This is a genomic window from Providencia sp. PROV174, assembly GCF_028480685.1.
In the GTDB taxonomy this organism is placed as follows: domain Bacteria; phylum Pseudomonadota; class Gammaproteobacteria; order Enterobacterales; family Enterobacteriaceae; genus Providencia; species Providencia rettgeri.
In genome coordinates, this window is sequence record NZ_JAMPOT010000008.1 from 157206 (window position 1) to 173372 (window position 16167).

General features: G+C 37.4%; 13 protein-coding genes. 6 read left to right on the top strand and 7 right to left on the bottom strand.

Annotated features, from left to right (window positions below; all coding sequences use genetic code 11):
• The first annotated feature begins 30 nt into the window (after window positions 1-30).
• Window positions 31-660 (top strand): helix-turn-helix transcriptional regulator, encoded by a 630-nt coding sequence (locus PSE60_RS06490; RefSeq protein WP_222959653.1) that lies wholly within the window; start codon window positions 31-33, stop codon window positions 658-660.
• Here the strand turns inward: PSE60_RS06490 and PSE60_RS06495 are convergent.
• Both PSE60_RS06495 and PSE60_RS06500 read right to left on the bottom strand, forming a co-directional pair.
• Window positions 657-1193 carry a metallophosphoesterase family protein gene (locus PSE60_RS06495; protein ID WP_272664890.1) on the bottom strand — a complete coding sequence of 179 codons (537 nt, stop codon included), beginning with the start codon at window positions 1191-1193 and terminating at the stop codon, window positions 657-659. The genes PSE60_RS06490 and PSE60_RS06495 overlap by 4 nt on opposite strands.
• 127 nt (window positions 1194-1320) lie before the next feature.
• Window positions 1321-2244, bottom strand: coding sequence for a LysR family transcriptional regulator (locus tag PSE60_RS06500; protein ID WP_262416978.1), 924 nt, complete (start codon window positions 2242-2244; stop codon window positions 1321-1323).
• Between the two features lie 94 nt (window positions 2245-2338).
• Between PSE60_RS06500 and PSE60_RS06505 the strand changes: the two genes are divergently transcribed.
• Both PSE60_RS06505 and PSE60_RS06510 read left to right on the top strand, forming a co-directional pair.
• Window positions 2339-3523, top strand: a complete 1185-nt coding sequence (locus PSE60_RS06505) for an MFS transporter (protein WP_222959655.1) — start codon at window positions 2339-2341, stop codon at window positions 3521-3523.
• Between the two features lie 142 nt (window positions 3524-3665).
• On the top strand, window positions 3666-4544 hold the full coding sequence (locus PSE60_RS06510) for an alpha/beta fold hydrolase (protein ID WP_222959657.1): 879 nt from the start codon (window positions 3666-3668) through the stop codon (window positions 4542-4544).
• A gap of 43 nt (window positions 4545-4587) precedes the next feature.
• On the opposite strand, the gene PSE60_RS06515 is transcribed toward PSE60_RS06510, so the two are convergent.
• A complete protein-coding gene (locus PSE60_RS06515; protein WP_222959659.1) occupies window positions 4588-5472 on the bottom strand; it encodes a DUF362 domain-containing protein in 885 nt (294 codons plus the stop codon).
• Window positions 5473-5904: 432 nt separating this feature from the next.
• On the opposite strand from PSE60_RS06515, the gene PSE60_RS06520 reads away from it, so the two are divergent.
• Together PSE60_RS06520 and ydeE are read left to right on the top strand one after the other, a co-directional pair.
• Window positions 5905-7062, top strand: coding sequence for an iron-containing alcohol dehydrogenase (locus tag PSE60_RS06520; protein WP_222959661.1), 1158 nt, complete (start codon window positions 5905-5907; stop codon window positions 7060-7062).
• Window positions 7063-7528: 466 nt separating this feature from the next.
• Window positions 7529-8719: an efflux MFS transporter YdeE gene (gene ydeE, locus PSE60_RS06525; protein ID WP_222959663.1), complete on the top strand. Its 1191-nt coding sequence runs from the start codon at window positions 7529-7531 to the stop codon at window positions 8717-8719.
• Between the two features lie 62 nt (window positions 8720-8781).
• Here the strand turns inward: ydeE and PSE60_RS06530 are convergent, their stop codons facing one another.
• On the bottom strand, window positions 8782-9921 hold the full coding sequence (locus tag PSE60_RS06530) for an MFS transporter (RefSeq protein ID WP_272664891.1): 1140 nt from the start codon (window positions 9919-9921) through the stop codon (window positions 8782-8784).
• A gap of 532 nt (window positions 9922-10453) precedes the next feature.
• Between PSE60_RS06530 and PSE60_RS06535 the strand changes: the two genes are divergently transcribed.
• A complete protein-coding gene (locus PSE60_RS06535) occupies window positions 10454-11701 on the top strand; it encodes an MFS transporter (protein ID WP_222959670.1) in 1248 nt (415 codons plus the stop codon).
• 51 nt (window positions 11702-11752) lie between these two features.
• Here the strand turns inward: PSE60_RS06535 and PSE60_RS06540 are convergent, their stop codons facing one another.
• From PSE60_RS06540 to PSE60_RS06550, 3 genes are all read right to left on the bottom strand, one after another.
• On the bottom strand, window positions 11753-13162 hold the full coding sequence (locus PSE60_RS06540; RefSeq protein ID WP_272664892.1) for an aminotransferase-like domain-containing protein: 1410 nt from the start codon (window positions 13160-13162) through the stop codon (window positions 11753-11755).
• A 549-nt stretch (window positions 13163-13711) separates the two neighbouring features.
• Complete coding sequence (gene ada / locus PSE60_RS06545; protein WP_272664993.1) at window positions 13712-14788, bottom strand: bifunctional DNA-binding transcriptional regulator/O6-methylguanine-DNA methyltransferase Ada; 1077 nt, start codon at window positions 14786-14788, stop codon at window positions 13712-13714.
• A gap of 170 nt (window positions 14789-14958) precedes the next feature.
• Window positions 14959-16137, bottom strand: coding sequence for an MFS transporter (locus PSE60_RS06550; protein WP_272664893.1), 1179 nt, complete (start codon window positions 16135-16137; stop codon window positions 14959-14961).
• Between the last annotated feature and the right edge of the window lie 30 nt (window positions 16138-16167).

A 16167-nucleotide genomic window follows, 5' to 3' on the forward strand; every position in this document is an offset into this window, starting at 1 on the left:
ATTAGCACTTGATGGATGAAGGGAAACAGCATGTCAGATCAAAAAGATAATTCAGTACTGGCTCAAGTTGAAATTATTGCGAAAGGTCTTAGTGAAACATTTGCCCCTTTTTGTGAAGTGGTGGTACACGACCTTAAAAATCCGGAACACTCAATCCTTTCTATTCATAATAACTTATCTGGTCGCCAAGTTGGTGAGCCAACTACCGAACTCGGCCATGCAAGAATTGAATCTGCAGATTTTCCGAACATTATTGCCAATTACGCCAATCAATTTTCTGATGGACGCCCAGTAAAAAGCACTTCGATTGGTATTAAAGATGAGTCAGGGCAATACATTGCAGCATTGTGCTTAAACCTGGATATGACATTATTTAGAAGTATGCAAAGTATGTTATCGCAATTTATTGACGTAGGTAATAGCCCAATAAAAGAGCATATTGAGCCTAACGGTGCAGAAGCCATCCGCATGCGTATTGACCAATATGCTGCCACCTTAGCTGCGACACCACGGACATTGAAAGTAGATGAAAGAAAAAACTTAATTGAAGTACTACGCAATGAAGGCCTGTTAGATATCAAAAAATCCATGGAAACGGTGGCTCAGCACTTAGGGGTATCAAGAGCCTCAGTTTATTTGTATGCGAAAAAAGACAGTTAACGATTGGCTTTTTTTAATATCTGTTTAATGCTGATGGGGAAAAAATCATTTACATCCACGCCGACATTAATAGCACGGGGCCCTAACACCGCTAAGCGCTTAAACTGCTCTGGGTCTTTCCCTGAATTATGAACATGGCCGTATAAATGAATCGCATCATGGAAGAAGCCTTGCCATTCTAATATTGGGTAATGGAATAACACTAATTTTTGTTTTTGATATTCCAACTCGTAATAACTTTTAACCCATTCAAACAACGATTGGTCGAATTCAGGGTCGTCCAAAAATTTATCATGATTGCCGCGGATCAAATATTTTTTCCCTGCTAAGCGACGTAATATTTTATTCGCATCCGCACCATTCCCCTTGTATAAAAAATCACCGAGTATGTAGATCTCATCATGCTCAGTAACATACGCATTCCAGTTATGAGTCAACGTATCATTCATGTGACTGGTACTCTTGAACGGTCGGTCACATAGGTTAATAATATTTGAATGGCAAAAATGGGTATCTGAAATAAAGTAAATCATATAAAACCTAAAAATATATTAATAATAATTCTACTCAAGCAAACCATTTGCTTACTATTTATCATATCTCAATGATTTTTAATTGCTTTACGGAATTGACTGAAAACAGGCTTATTTAGCGTAATAATCACTCCCAAATTGCCCTTCCTTCCCAACACTCATCAATTAGCGCTAAAAACTCACGAACTTTAGGGGGTAAATAACGTTTTGTCGGATATAGCGCACAAATAGGTGACTCAGGCAGGGAAAACTCGGTTAGCACTGGCACTAATCGGCCTTTTTTGATTTCCTCACTCACTAAAAATGCACCTAACTGGCACACTCCCTGTCCTTCTATAGCTGCGGCGAGAATAGCCTCGGTGTCATTTAATACTAAACGCCCTTGAGCTGGATAATTTTGCAAATGCCCATTAATTTTAAACTTCCATGACACATTATACCCTCGGTGCCTAAACACCAGCATACTGTGATATTGCAATGCTTGTGGGTTTACTGGCACACCTCGTTGCTGGAGATATTCAGGGGATGCGCACGTGATTAACCGATGTGGGGCTAAGACTTTACGGACTAAACGGTTATCATCCATTCCGCCAATACGGATCGCAATATCAAAACCATCGCGCACAATATCACAATAGTCATCATTAAAATCCACATCCACCTCAACCTGTTCCCATTGTGCTAGATAACGTTGAGCAAGAGGTAAAATGAAACGTTTTCCAAATACCACAGGTACCGTTATCCTTAATAACCCTTTTGGTTGTTGCTGGCCTTGGCTTAATGTATTTTCAACTCTTTCAATCTCTTGCAATATGTTAATGGCAGATTCATACACCACTTGACCTTCATCACTTAAATGAATACTTCGTGTCGTTCGATGTAATAAGCGAGTTTGTAGACGATGTTCTAGTCGTCCAATACATTTCCCAATCGCTGAACGTGATAGCGCTAGCCGTTCGGCTGATTTCGTAAAACTCAGTGTTTCAACAACATCCACAAAGACTTTTAAATCAAGTAAGTTATCCATCACTAGAGACGCTGAATTAGACACGTTTCATCCCCAATATTGCCACATTTGATATATTTATCTCCTATCATGTCCCCTATATGCTATTTCAACAAGTTTATTTTTAGTTAGGTAGATTATGTCTTCACAATGCATTAAACATTCAAATAGCATCAGTACGCTTCGTTCATGGGGGGCAATACTGACCTTAACTCTCGCCACATTTATCGTTGTGACCACCGAAATGTTACCCGTCGGCCTATTAACCCCTATTGCCAATCAATTTTCTATTTCTATCGGTTTGAGCGGGTTACTTATGACTTTGCCCGCTGTTGTGGCCGCAATTTGCTCACCATTGGTCATTTTATTTACCGAACAAATTGATCGTAAAAAATTGCTGATTTTGGGTGCGCTACTGCTCGTTGTATGTAACTTGCTTGCGGCAATCACGTCTCATTTTACATTGCTATTAATTAGCCGCTTATTTATTGGTTTGTGTATTGGCATTATATGGGCGATCGCAGGTGGAATAGCACCGCGTTTAGTGGCATCAGCACATGTTAATTTAGCAACATCAATGATTTTTGGTGGAGTGGCTGCTGCCTCGGTAGTGGGGATTCCATTAGGCGTTTTTATGGGTGAATGGTGGGATTGGCGCAGCGCATTTTTCTTAATGAGCGCCTTATCATGTATTTTATTATTGTTAATGGTAGTACTTTTACCCTCTTTACCGACGGTCACACCACCTTCTGCTAACGCTTTTATTGCACAATTAAAACGCCCAACAATATTACTTGGGTTAGCCATTACCTTACTTTTGGTATCAGGGCATTTCATGGTGTTTACCTATATTAGACCGCTATTAGTCGCTAATATTCATGCAACAGGTGAACAACTTAGCATTATGCTATTTTTTTATGGTATCGCGGGCATTTTGGGGAATTTTATCTTTGGCTTAACGGCGGGGAAAAAGCTTAATTTATCCTTGTTTATCATTATAACAATCATTATTGCTTGCTTATTTTTGCTTGCTATTTTACCCCTGACAACATTAATTGGCGGCCTAACTATTATCGCTTGGGGAATGGCTTATGGTGGAGTCTCCGTCACATTGATGACATGGATGATTACGCACAGTCTTCAACATATTGAAATTACGGGTTCTCTGTATATTGCTTTTTTTAATGCGGGTATTGCTTTGGGTTCTGCTTTAGGCAGCATGGTTGTCTTCTTATATGGGTTATCTACTAATCTCATCATCGCAATTTTATTACTCACAATAGCGTTGCTGGCACTCGCTATTTATCAATTTAAAACACATTAATCTGACATTCTTCATCAATAAAATGATTACCATGATAAACTTCGTTTATATCATAGGTAATCATTGCCATTTTTTATGGCTCGTAATTGCAACGAAACTACGGCATATAAATAGTACTATTAATGAAGATACCGGAAGAAAAATGACCAAAACCAATTCAGTTCCACTTTTTTATGATTCATTTGGTTCACCAAATAACCCTACTATAGTCCTCATTCCTGGCTTAGGTGGCCATAACATTAGTTGGACGTCAGACTTTTGTCAGGAAATTGCAGATGCCGGTTTTTACCTGTTACGTATAGATAACCGAGATGCGGGTTTATCTCATCATATCAATGAGTTCCCACCTATTGATTTAGGGGTATTGATTGAAAAAATGCAACAAGGTGAGCCTTTTGCTGTTCCTTATACTTTATTCGATATGGCTGAAGATATTATCCAGCTCTTGGATACGTTATCTATTGATAAAGCCCACTTTATCGGTCGTTCCATGGGAGGGATGATAGCCCAAATAGTGGCAGCAAAATTTCCTAAACGTACATTATCTCTTTGTGCAATTATGTCATCGACTGGAAACCCGACTCTGCCACAAAGTGCTCCCGATGTTATGCAAATGCTAATGAGCCCAAGTGCTAATCCCAAAGAGGATTTAGAAGGGTATTTGTCAGGACAACTCGCATTTTATCGTCGGATAAGCTCAACATTCGGCCCATTTGATGAAAATTATTACCGTGAATATATACTGCAATCGCTCGCACGCAACCATTCACCAGAAGGCACTAAACGCCAAATTGTGGCTGTTGCCGTCACCGGAGATTTGCGTTCTTATATACAGCACATTAATGTACCCACATTAGTTATTCATGGTTCTATCGACCCGCTCTTCCCATTAGCCGCAGGGCAAGATATTGCTAACAATATTTCTAATGCAAAACTGGAAGTGATTGAAGGTATGGGGCATGAAACACCACCAATGATTAATCCACAAATCGCTAAACTGATAATTAATCATTTAAATTAATAAATTCGCGTACTAAGGCTCTGAAAATGGGCCTTAGTTACCATTATAACCACCCTTGTTTCTTATGTTGCGCACAAATTGGGCAAATATGAGTGTCTTTTTCCCAAGAAGAAAATGGTAAGTGGCAAGTATGGCACTGCGCATCATAATAATGGAAAATTTTTGGTACGCTATTTTTGGCTGTATATGTTTGTACATGAATGGATTTAGGGAAACAAACGACTTGGCAGCTCATGCAACCTGTACAGCGTTTTTCATCAATCAAAAATTGGTTATTCTCAATTTCAATCGCATGCTCATCACACATTTTGGCACAAGCACCGCACAGAATGCATTTTTCTGTATCTAACTCGACCTTAAACCAACTATCTTCAGGGTAAAATTGCTTTCTCGCATTTAACCCAGTTTTCACCTGCCCCTTATCCAGAGGCTTCGAATCCAATTTTTGACGAAATAGCATCATCCGACGGCCACTATCGACTTGTTCCGGCTGAACAATTCGCAATTGCCAAACAGGTTCTTGTAACGTTTTGAGTTTTAAATTTAATGCTGCAATCGTTGGCAACCACTTATCAACCCATGGTTCAGCAATTTGCATTCCACGAATACCATACTGCCGGTGCCAAACAATCAATTCGTCCGCATTCGCAATGGGTTCGTCATGTTTTACTATCAGAAACTCCCCTTGATAGCTACGTTCGTGAGGTTTGATATTTTCAATCGCATCAACAGGGCAAGCAAATAAACAATTGCCACATTGAAAACACAATTCATTATTAATTTCTGCATTCATAGGGCTAAACGATACCGCACCCACAGGACAACTCCTGGCACAATTATCACAGATGCTATTTTTCAGGCGTTTTCTTACGCACTGGCCATTAATTATGGGCTCAGGCGGCAGCTCTAAACTAATAAAACGTCTCATCGCTCTTTTATTCTCATCGTTGCAAAAACAACCAACATAATAATGAAAAAAACCACATTCACAGACTTAATACTTTAATTCTATCACTAAGTTATATTTTATTTTACAGCAACCTTTTGTCCATAAAGATGACTTGGGCTAAGTAATGGGTAAAAAATAATTCATCATTATAAATTCAATAAGTTAACAGAATAATATCCCCAGCTATCATACCCCACACACTCATATTCATTTTAATAATTAGCCACTCATTTAATATGCAATAATTTCATTATAAGTAAATGTAACGAGTGATATATAACGCATATTTATGATAAATAATCATATAGTTTTAATCTATAATATTAACCTGTTAGTCTTATATCAATCATATTAGTTTATATACGTGATATTTTAGTACCGCTCACCCTCCATACAAACTAAGGTTTATCTATGAATAATTTTGAATTTTATAACCCAACTCGAATTATCTTTGGCGAAGGTAAAATCATTGAGCTTGATAGATTAATTCCGAAAACGGCAAAAGTTCTCATTCTTTTTGGTGGTGAAAGTGCGAGAAAAACGGGAACATTAGGTGAAGTTGAGCAGGCTCTGGGATCTCGAACATTCGATCATTTTGGTGGAATTGAGGCCAATCCTCGTTATGAAACCTTAATAAAAGCGGTCGATAAAATTGAAAAAGAAGGTTTTGACTACTTACTAGCTGTTGGTGGCGGTTCGGTCATTGATGGCGTTAAATTTGTCGCGGCTGCGGTAAATTATCCAGGTGATAAGTGGGAAGTGGTCACCAATAGAGGCACTACCATAAATACTGCGCTACCGTTTGGAACTGTATTAACATTACCTGCTACAGGTTCTGAAATGAACAAAGGTTCTGTGATTACTCGTGAAGAACTACACTCTAAACTTGCGTTTATGAGTGACCACGTATTTCCTCAGTTCTCTATTCTTGATCCAGTCAAAACCTATACTTTACCGGCCCGTCAAATCAGTAATGGTGTCGTCGACGCTTTTGTTCATGTGATTGAACAATATTTAACTTATCCAGTAAATGCCTATGTACAAGATGCATTTGCAGAAGGTTTATTGAAGACATTAATCGAAATTGGACCTAAAGCTCTTGAGACTCCGAAAGATTATGATATTCGGGCTAATTTAATGTGGACAGCCACATTAGCTTTAAATGGTTTAATCGGTGTTGGTGTTCCACAAGACTGGTCTACACATATGTTAGGTCACGAAATTACTGTGCTGTATGGTTTGGATCATGCGCAAACACTCGCGATTGTTCTACCGTCCATGCTGACAGAAAAATTACCTCAAAAACAGGCCAAATTAGTGCAATATGCCGAACAAGTTTGGGGAATTACGTCAGGTACAGAACAAGAGAAAGCACTCAAATCCATTGAGTTAACTCGAGAGTTCTTTGAAAAAATGCATGTGGGTACTCGTTTTAGTGATTACCAGCTGAATCAAGATGTTATTGAGCCCTTAGTCAATAGCTTGGCTGCACATGGTATGGTGAAATTAGGTGAGCACCAAGATATTAATTTAGATATTAGCCGCCGAGTATATACTGCCGCTTTATAAGGTTTACTTATTTCGAAAAGGTGCAAAATTGCACCTTTGAGGTTATTGACAAAGCGGGATAAAAGCGTGGTTTTTCCCGCTTTGTGTTATCAGCCGAAAATCAATAATTTGATTTTTCTCGTTTATTTTCAAAACCTATTAGACTTGCCGCCAAACATAATATGTTTGTCTGCAGTCTGAAAGGTGCAAAATTACACCTTTTTCTGTTTTAACATCAAGAATCCTTCGCCTTATAATTCACTTTAATTTCTTGGTTATTACAACAGCATATAACATTTAATTATCAAGATTGTATTTCATATTACCAGATTTTTAATTGCGAATGGTACATTAGCATTAGCAAAATATTGTTTTCAATTTTGAGCATTAATCACCATATCTCACCGCAGTAAATTTAGGTATTTTATAGCTTACAGAACGTCTGAAGCAAATCTATAACAACAATTAATGAGTTAGGTTGTGGGCCATGTTATCTAAATTTAATATATCAAACAGTGCATTACTTGCATCGTCACTGCTCTTAACTATTGGGCGTGGTGCGACATTGCCCTTCATGGCTATTTACCTGACCCGTGAATATAAAATGGCTATTGATATTGTCGGTGTTGCAATGTCAATGGCTATGGTAGTCGGTGTTTTATTTAGCATGGCTTTTGGCATGCTAGCTGACCGCGTAGACAAAAAACGCTGTATGTTATTTGCTGTTATCGCCTTTATTTTTGGGTTTATTGCAATCCCTATCGTTAATAATGCAATTTTAGTTATTATTTTCTTTTCACTAATAAACTGCTCTTATTCCGTATTCTCTACGGTACTAAAAGCGTATTTCGCAGATACCCTCACCGTTGCATTAAAAGCAAAAATATTTTCCTTAAACTATACCTTTATTAATATAGGCTGGACCGTTGGCCCACCAATTGGTACTTGGTTATTAATGTATAGTATTAACTTGCCATTCTATTTAGCTGCAATTTCTGCCGCTTTTCCGATCTTTTTTATACAAAGGTTTGTACAGAGCATAAAGCCGACACCATTAGGAGAAGGCCAAATCCGTAAATGGAACCCTGTCGCTATGCTACGAGACCAAGTGCTGGCTTGGTTTATTTTATCAACGTTCTTAGGCTCATTAGTTTTCGGTACTTTTACCACTTGGATATCCCAATATGCCATTACTGTGGCGGACAGTAATTTCGCTCAAGTGGTTATTGGTGTTATTTTGCCTGTCAATGCGATTGTCGTGGTGACGTTGCAATATACCGTCGGAAAACGCATCACCCCAGATAATTTAAGAAAATTAATGACACTAGGCAGCCTATTTTTTATTTTAGGGTTGGCAACTTTTATGTATGCCCATGAAAATTTGTACCTTTGGGCTCTTGGTGCCTTTATTTTCACTCTGGGTGAATTAATTTATGCCCCTGGTGAATATATGCTGATAGATAGTATTGCACCAGACGGAATGAAGGCCAGTTACTTTTCGGCCCAATCTCTAGGGCTACTTGGTGGTGCATTTAATCCGATGTTGACGGGGGTTGTATTAACAGAACTTCCAGCCTATTTTATTTTTATTATTCTTATGTTTATTACATTTTTAGCTTGGTTGTCTATGCTAAATGGAATGCGTCTAAGAAAGAAACAATTATTAATTACCCAATAGCACTCTTTTCTCCACTGAAAAACCATTTTCGGTGGAGAAAAATAAGCAATCTACTGCCTTTTTCATCTCTGTCTTGTCGGGGAAACTAAAAAAATAGCTGAACTCAAGAGTGCAACAATCATGACCACAGAAATCACCAGGTGGCCTTTGGAAAAAAACAAAGAAAACACTGGTAGTGCAGATAATAAAACCAAGTTGTTAACACTCTCGGATATCGACAAGACAAAACCTTTATTCTCTGCACTTTGCCTTGCTAACATTGCGGTGCTTATAGGAGATGCTAATCCCAACATCCCCCCAAGAATAGTTAAGCACAAACCATGACCAATTAACGAAAGCCACCCACTAAGAAATAACATAATCGCAACCATGATTATTAAAATAATAACAATGAGCTTTGTATTATTTGACGTCTTAATTCTCTCTATTTTTGCAACCAAACCATTGCCACATAATAATCCGAACCCGAATAATCCCATTAAACTGCCAACTTCAACACTTTCTAAGTGTGATCTTTGCCTTAATATTTCACCTGCAAGCAGAAACATACAGACTGATACCCCATTCCATAGGCCTTTCGCTAATATAAGTCGGGCAATGCCTTTTTGTTTAATTGCTATAAAAGATAATTTTTTACTGGCTACTTTTTGTGAATGAGGTAGCGTAAATAGCGCTATGATGAATACCACTAAGCACCCTATCGCGGTATAAATAAATGGGGCATACCACGCAAAATACTGAACTAATACCCCAGCAATGATAGGCCCGGTAATAATACCGACAGTCATTCCCATCATAATGCTTCCCATTGCTGCAGCTTGCTTACTTTCACTCATCACATCAGCAATAAGGGCAAAGATAACCGGAACAAGTGCGGCAGAAGCTAAACCACCAAATCCTCTTAAAACTAGTGCAATCAATAAATTAGGTGCAAAAATAATAACCAAGCTATCAAGTGATAATAACAAAAGAGCCATGAGTACAATTTTTCGTCTATCAATTCGATCTGATAAAAAACCAATAATAGGCGCCGTCAAGGTATAGGCCAACGCATAAGCTGATATCAACCAAGCAATTTGGTCGGGCTGAACATGAAAAACATTTGCTAACGGCGATAAAATCGCTGACAACATGAATTCTGCGGTACCCACAAGGTATACCGCTACTGCCGATAAAAGCAGTAGGTAATGAGTCGAAACCATAATATTCTCGTCTTGATATACAATGAATTTCCCAATCATTGTTTATGATTGGTACTTATAAAATTTGAATTTTAAAAAGGTAGTTGAGGTAAGTTTTTTGGGTTGTGAATTGCTAGGGTGTAGTCAAGCTGGAAATATTGAGATAATTAATTGGGATAGCAGACTGGAAGTATGAGACTGGAGAGTTGTCTATTAAATCTTAAACGTTAATTAAATTCAAGTAATACCTACTAAGTTAAATATATATTAACTATTATTTAATCATCTTGAATTCAGAAAAAATTAATTCTCCGCTAATTTCAGCGTATATGTATTTTTTATACGTAACAATCCCGATAAAAAGACACTAATTTCTACTATTAATCGATGATTAGCCACTTCCATATCAAAAAAAATTCACGTTAGCTATTTTATAATGCTCAAACAATAACAAGATAAGTGCTTCCATGTTTGGTTATTAAATCAATTGAAAAGAACAGTTTATTTAATAATTACATTAAAGCATGTTTAGGCTAACGGAAGGTGTATAAACATGAATATCACAACTCGGCTGAAATTCGTTTCATTTCTACAATTTTTTATCTGGGGATCATGGCTAGTTACTTTTGCGTCTTACCTCTTCAATACATTACATTTCAAAGGCGGTGAAATTGGCCTGATTTTTAGTACATTAGGTATCTCAGCTTTATGTTCACCGATTATTATTGGATTTATTGCAGATAAAATTAATAATCGAAAACTGGTGTATATTGCTTCGCATATTATTTCTGCTGTATTTTTGATCGCAATGGCTCATAGTGATTCAATAACTTTGCTATTTATTATGACATTAGTTCACCTAATGTTTTATATGCCAACTATTTCCGTTTGTAATAGCATTGTTTTTGAGATGTTAAGCGCAAAAAAACTCGATTCGGATGTTTATTTTCCCAAAATACGCGTTTACGGCACTGTAGGTTTTATTGTCGCTATGTGGACAATTAGCTTATTAAAGTTGGAAATGAGTTTTTATCAATTATATGTAGGTGCAATCGCATCCGTAACCCTCAGTATCTTTTCTATTTTCTTTATTTCAACACAGGGCTGTAAAATTGAGAAAAAAGAACAGAAATCTAGTTTTAGTTGTCAAAATATTATTTTACTCTTTAAAAAAGGGCGAGTTGCAGTATTCCTATTTTTTGCCATGCTATTAGGTTCTGTCTTACAAATTACCAATACCTTTGGCGTTCCCTTCTTACAGGATATGGCATTAATGCCTGAGGCTAGAGGTTCGGTTTTTTCTGAATACCCCACTATCTTTTTATCGATATCACAATTTTCAGAAATTGTCTTTATTTTACTCTTACCTCTGTTACTCAAAAAATTCAAAATTGAAACCATCTTATTTATGAGTATGATTGCGTGGATTTTACGGCTAGGCTTATTTGCTTATGGTGATTTCACTGCGATTGGTACACTGGCATTATTTTTATCCATGGTTGTATACGGCTGTGCATTTGATTTCTTTAATATCGCAGGAGCACTATTTTTGGAAAAAGAAATTGCACCCGAATTTCGTTCAACAGCGCAAGGTGTATTCACCACATTAGTCAATGGATTTGGTACATTTTTAGGCGCGGTATTATGTGGATGGGTTATCGAGCTGAATACCGTCGATGGTGTAGTTGATTGGAAAACTTTCTGGATGATTTTTACAGGCTACACCGCCAGTTTTACGCTTCTCTATGTAATTTACTTATTCTATTCTAAAAATAGTCAACCGAAAGCCGCCATTCAATAGCTCTTATTCCCCTTATTCATGACTCATATTTACTGAATAAGGGGTTTTATATTATTTTAAGCTTGTGACTTTTAATGCTTCCCCTAATATTTTAATTGCATTGCGTCGCCTTGCAATTAATGGGAGCGCATAGTTTATTCGCAAATGATTAGGGAAACATCCGCCAGTCGAGAAATGTTCCCCGGTTAGAACAGTGACTTTATTGCGATGTAGAATGTCGAGTAATTTACGATTATCAACTGGTAGATGTTCAACCCACAATGAGAATCCTCCTTGTGGCCGTGAAATACGAGTATTAACAGGAAAATGGGTTTCAACTAACTCTTTATATTGGCATTGTAGTTCACTGTAATGCTGTCTCATTCGGCGCAAATGCAAAAAATAATGCCCTTCTTTTAAGAAGTTTGCCATAACTTGCTGCATAAAAATTTCACCAGAGCAGTGAGATAAATATTTTAAATGTAGAACTTTCTCTTTATATTTCCCGGGGATTATCCATCCCGTACGAGTACCTGGTGCAACCGTTTTTGAAAAAGAACTGCATAAAATAACATGCCCATTGTTATCTAGCGATTGTATTGTCGAAGGCCTTGGATACTGATACGCCAACCCTGCGAGACAATCATTTTCAATTACTGTTCCATGATGTTTTTCAACAATATTCAATAAACGTTGTTTATTATTATCAGGCATAATACAGCCCATTGGGTTATTGCTACTCGGTGTTACAACAACAGCTTTTACTTCCCAGCGTTCGAACGCTTCCTCTAGCCTATCGAGGTCCATTCCAGTTTCAGGGTCAATAGGAATTTCAATAATTTTCCGGCCTAGCCCATACAACGTTTGTAATAATCCTGGAAACGTTGGCGATTCAACTGCAATAACATCATTACCTTGTGTACAAGCTTGCAAGGCAATTGATAAAGATTGATGACCACTCGTCGTGGTCACAATATCATCGGGCGTAAAAAGATGACGATCATCCGAAATTAAATGAATTTGCTCTCTTAAGGAAGCGAGCCCTTGCAAGCTATCATATTCCAGAGTTAGGGAATGTTTACGACGTGCAACCATGGTCATTTCTTGCCATAGTGGCTCTAAACTTTTATCTTCTATATTAGGGACGGCACAAGATAATGATGTAACACCATGTCGCTCGGATACACGCAGAAAATCCATTGTTGGATTCCATTGAGCAACTTGTACGGGGTTTTGAATATAATTTGCCACTTTAGGCAAAAGAGCCTCTGTTTTTTCTGGTATCACAAAATACCCTGATTTGGGTACTGCATAAATCAGTTGTAAACGTTCCAGCTCACGGTACGCAAGTTGTGCCGTTGTGATACTGACTTGATGAGTACGCCCAAGATCCCTCACTGACGGCATCTTTTCACCGCTAAGAAACTCACCCTGTTTAATTTTTTCCTGCAGCTCTTGTGCTATTTGTTTGTACAGTAACACACCAAAACCCTTCTCATTTTCCCCGTAAGGATAATGTAATACAAAAATGACTGAATTTGATCTGTATTTTGTAAAAAAACAAATCTGTCACTTTTTTAAAAATGTTCTCCATGTAATTCTAAATATAAATTCGTACTTTATTAGGAATACTTATGGAATATGAAAAAAACATAAGCGGGAAACCACACCCTAAATTTATCTTATTGCAACCCATTATTTGGCTATTTAAAAAATTAAATATTTTCATTCAAAAAAAAAAGACATGAAAAATATAAAGGGCAAAAAATATAACATTATTATCAATCGTATAAAAAAACATATAATCTGGATAGTTTTTAATGGATATATAATGGGCTTTTCACATATCAATAAATGAAGATGGTTACTTCTAAAAGTAAAATTTTAGTTTTAGATATTATATTGTGTTTACTAAACAGCACCCATTATATATTAATATAGGTGCTGTTTATCTTAAATATTCTAGCTAAGGTATTTCATTAGACATAATTATATGAATACTATGGTTACCCGTGATTCCCTTAGCTATCATTAACTATTATCTGCCTTATACTGGGCTTCTTTTAATAATAGCGCTTGTTTTCGGTCAATGCCCCAACGATAGCCTGAAAGGTCACCATTGCTCTTAACCACTCGGTGGCAGGGAATAGCGACAGCTAACATATTTGCACCACAGGCATTAGCTACTGCTCTGACGGCACTAGGCTTGCCAATTTTTTCTGCTATATCACTGTAACTTACTGTTTCTCCTACTGGAATATTACGTAAAGCTTGCCAGACGCGTTGTTGAAATGCAGTACCTTGAATATCTAATGGTAAATTTAAACCAATTTCAGGTGCTTCAATAAAACCCACCACCTGAGCTACCAGTTGCTCAAAGCCGTCATCTCCTCCAATCAGCTCTGCTTTTGGGAATTTATCCTGTAAATTATTCAATAACTGCTCAGGGTCATCCCCTAACAAAATGGCGCAAACACCTATCGGACTTTGTGCAACGAGTAATGTTCCTAATGAGCAAACCGCAAGAGCAAAATAAATTTTACTGCCTCCCCCTCCTGATTTCCATTCACTCGGCGTCATTCCTAGTCGTTGAGATGAGGCTTCATAAAAGCGGCTATTTGATTGATAACCCGCATCATAAATAGCATCAGTAATTCGTTTTTTTTCTTGAAGCCGTTGTTGCAAGGTTTTATGGCGAAATGCATCCGCATAGGCTTTTGGTGTTAACCCTGTTTGCGCTTTAAACAAACGGTGGAAATGGTAGCGACTCATACCAATATAGCTAGCTAACACTGCCAAACTCACCGTTTGTTCTTGCTGCTCGATATAACGACAAGCTTTCTCAATTTGCTCTTGATAAAATTGGGTTAATTGTGATGTTTCTGTCCGGAAGCGTTTTCCAGCACGATAACCTTGTTTAATAGCTTGTTGCTCATTATCAAAAAACTCAACGTTATCTTTATTTGGTAAACGGCCAGCTGCAGACGGATGGCAATAAATAGCAGAGGTTCTTACACCGTAAACAAAATGGCCATCTGCGGCTTTATTCCGTTCAATCACCGCTTGCCATCTCTGTTCTGGCGTATTCCACAAATTTTTAGTTGTCATCATATCGCCCTTCTTTAGTTAATTGCATTAATTATGACAAACTACAGTTGCAAAAAACTCCGAACATTGCTTTTTAATTCAAGTTTTATTTATCCCGTACGGGAAATCCTTTTAATCCACTTAACGGTGATTTTACATTAATTATCAAATGAAGAATAAGTGCAATAAAATTAGTTGCATGCAATCTCAGTTTCCATTTTAGTATCGGATTTTTTGCGAAAAATAACCAGAATGATCATAATTCCCAAAACAGCGACTAGTGCTCCCATAAAACTAATCATTGAATAGCTATACCCATAGGATAAAACTATTCCGCCAATTGCTGCACCAATAGCATTTCCTAAATTAAAGGCACCTATATTAACGGAGGACGCTAAGGCTTGCGCACCTTTTGCTGCATTCATGACTAACATTTGAATTGGCGGTACAATACCGAAACTAAAAATACTCCATATCATTAAGCCGACACCCGCACCAAATGCATTTACCGCAATAAATGGGAATATAGCCATGCTTAATGCCAACATAATGAAAAATATTATTAAAGTGTTAAAAAGCGACTTATCTGCAAATAATCCACCAATATAATTACCAATAGTAAAGCCTACACCGATAATCACTAACATCATCGTAATCATTTGGTCTGAAGCCTGGATGACATTCATTAACATTGGTGTAATATAGGTATACAACGTAAACATTGCACTCGCACCTAATACAGTAGATAACATGCCTAACAAGACTTGAGGGCGACGTAAAATACGCAATTCATTTTTTACATTTACTTTTGTCCCCATTAGGTTATTTGGTAAAGCCCAAATTAAACTCATAATCGTCAAAATGCCTAAAATTGAAATTAAATAAAACGCCTGCCTCCATCCTACGACTTGTGTTAATTTCGTCATCAAAGGGACGCCACCGATATTGGCTATTGTTAACCCCATGAACATAGCCGCTATTGCACTCGCTTGTTTTCCTGGAGGAACCACACTTGCCGCAACAATTGCGCCTAATCCAAAAAATGCACCATGATTTAAGCTGGTAATAAAACGAGAAAGTGACAGGGTCACTAAATCAGGTGACATTGCCGATAATACATTCCCAACAGTGAAGATCGACATCAAAAATACTAATGCTATTTTAGGGCGCCTTTTGACTAACAATAACGTCATAATAGGTGCACCAACCATAACACCAAGGGCATAAATAACCACTATCACTCCCACAGAAGGAATATCTTCTTTAAGATTATCAGCAATATAAGGAAGCATTCCCATTGGTGAAAACTCTGTTGCTCCAATAGCAAAAGCCCCTATCGCTAATGCTAGTAATGCCGTGTTAATTTTCATATAAAACCTTATTGAAATAATTTATTAACA

What these genes read in the sequence shown, in the direction of transcription:
- PSE60_RS06490 (WP_222959653.1), top strand. Translation starts at nt 31, where the DNA reads ATGTCAGATCAAAAAGATAATTCAGTACTGGCTCAAGTTGAAATTATT.
- PSE60_RS06495 (WP_272664890.1), bottom strand. Translation starts at nt 1,193, where the DNA reads ATGATTTACTTTATTTCAGATACCCATTTTTGCCATTCAAATATTATT.
- PSE60_RS06505 (WP_222959655.1), top strand. Translation starts at nt 2,339, where the DNA reads ATGTCTTCACAATGCATTAAACATTCAAATAGCATCAGTACGCTTCGT.
- PSE60_RS06510 (WP_222959657.1), top strand. Translation starts at nt 3,666, where the DNA reads ATGACCAAAACCAATTCAGTTCCACTTTTTTATGATTCATTTGGTTCA.
- PSE60_RS06515 (WP_222959659.1), bottom strand. Translation starts at nt 5,472, where the DNA reads ATGAGACGTTTTATTAGTTTAGAGCTGCCGCCTGAGCCCATAATTAAT.
- PSE60_RS06520 (WP_222959661.1), top strand. Translation starts at nt 5,905, where the DNA reads ATGAATAATTTTGAATTTTATAACCCAACTCGAATTATCTTTGGCGAA.
- ydeE (WP_222959663.1), top strand. Translation starts at nt 7,529, where the DNA reads ATGTTATCTAAATTTAATATATCAAACAGTGCATTACTTGCATCGTCA.
- PSE60_RS06530 (WP_272664891.1), bottom strand. Translation starts at nt 9,921, where the DNA reads ATGGTTTCGACTCATTACCTACTGCTTTTATCGGCAGTAGCGGTATAC.
- PSE60_RS06535 (WP_222959670.1), top strand. Translation starts at nt 10,454, where the DNA reads ATGAATATCACAACTCGGCTGAAATTCGTTTCATTTCTACAATTTTTT.
- ada (WP_272664993.1), bottom strand. Translation starts at nt 14,788, where the DNA reads ATGACAACTAAAAATTTGTGGAATACGCCAGAACAGAGATGGCAAGCG.
- PSE60_RS06550 (WP_272664893.1), bottom strand. Translation starts at nt 16,137, where the DNA reads ATGAAAATTAACACGGCATTACTAGCATTAGCGATAGGGGCTTTTGCT.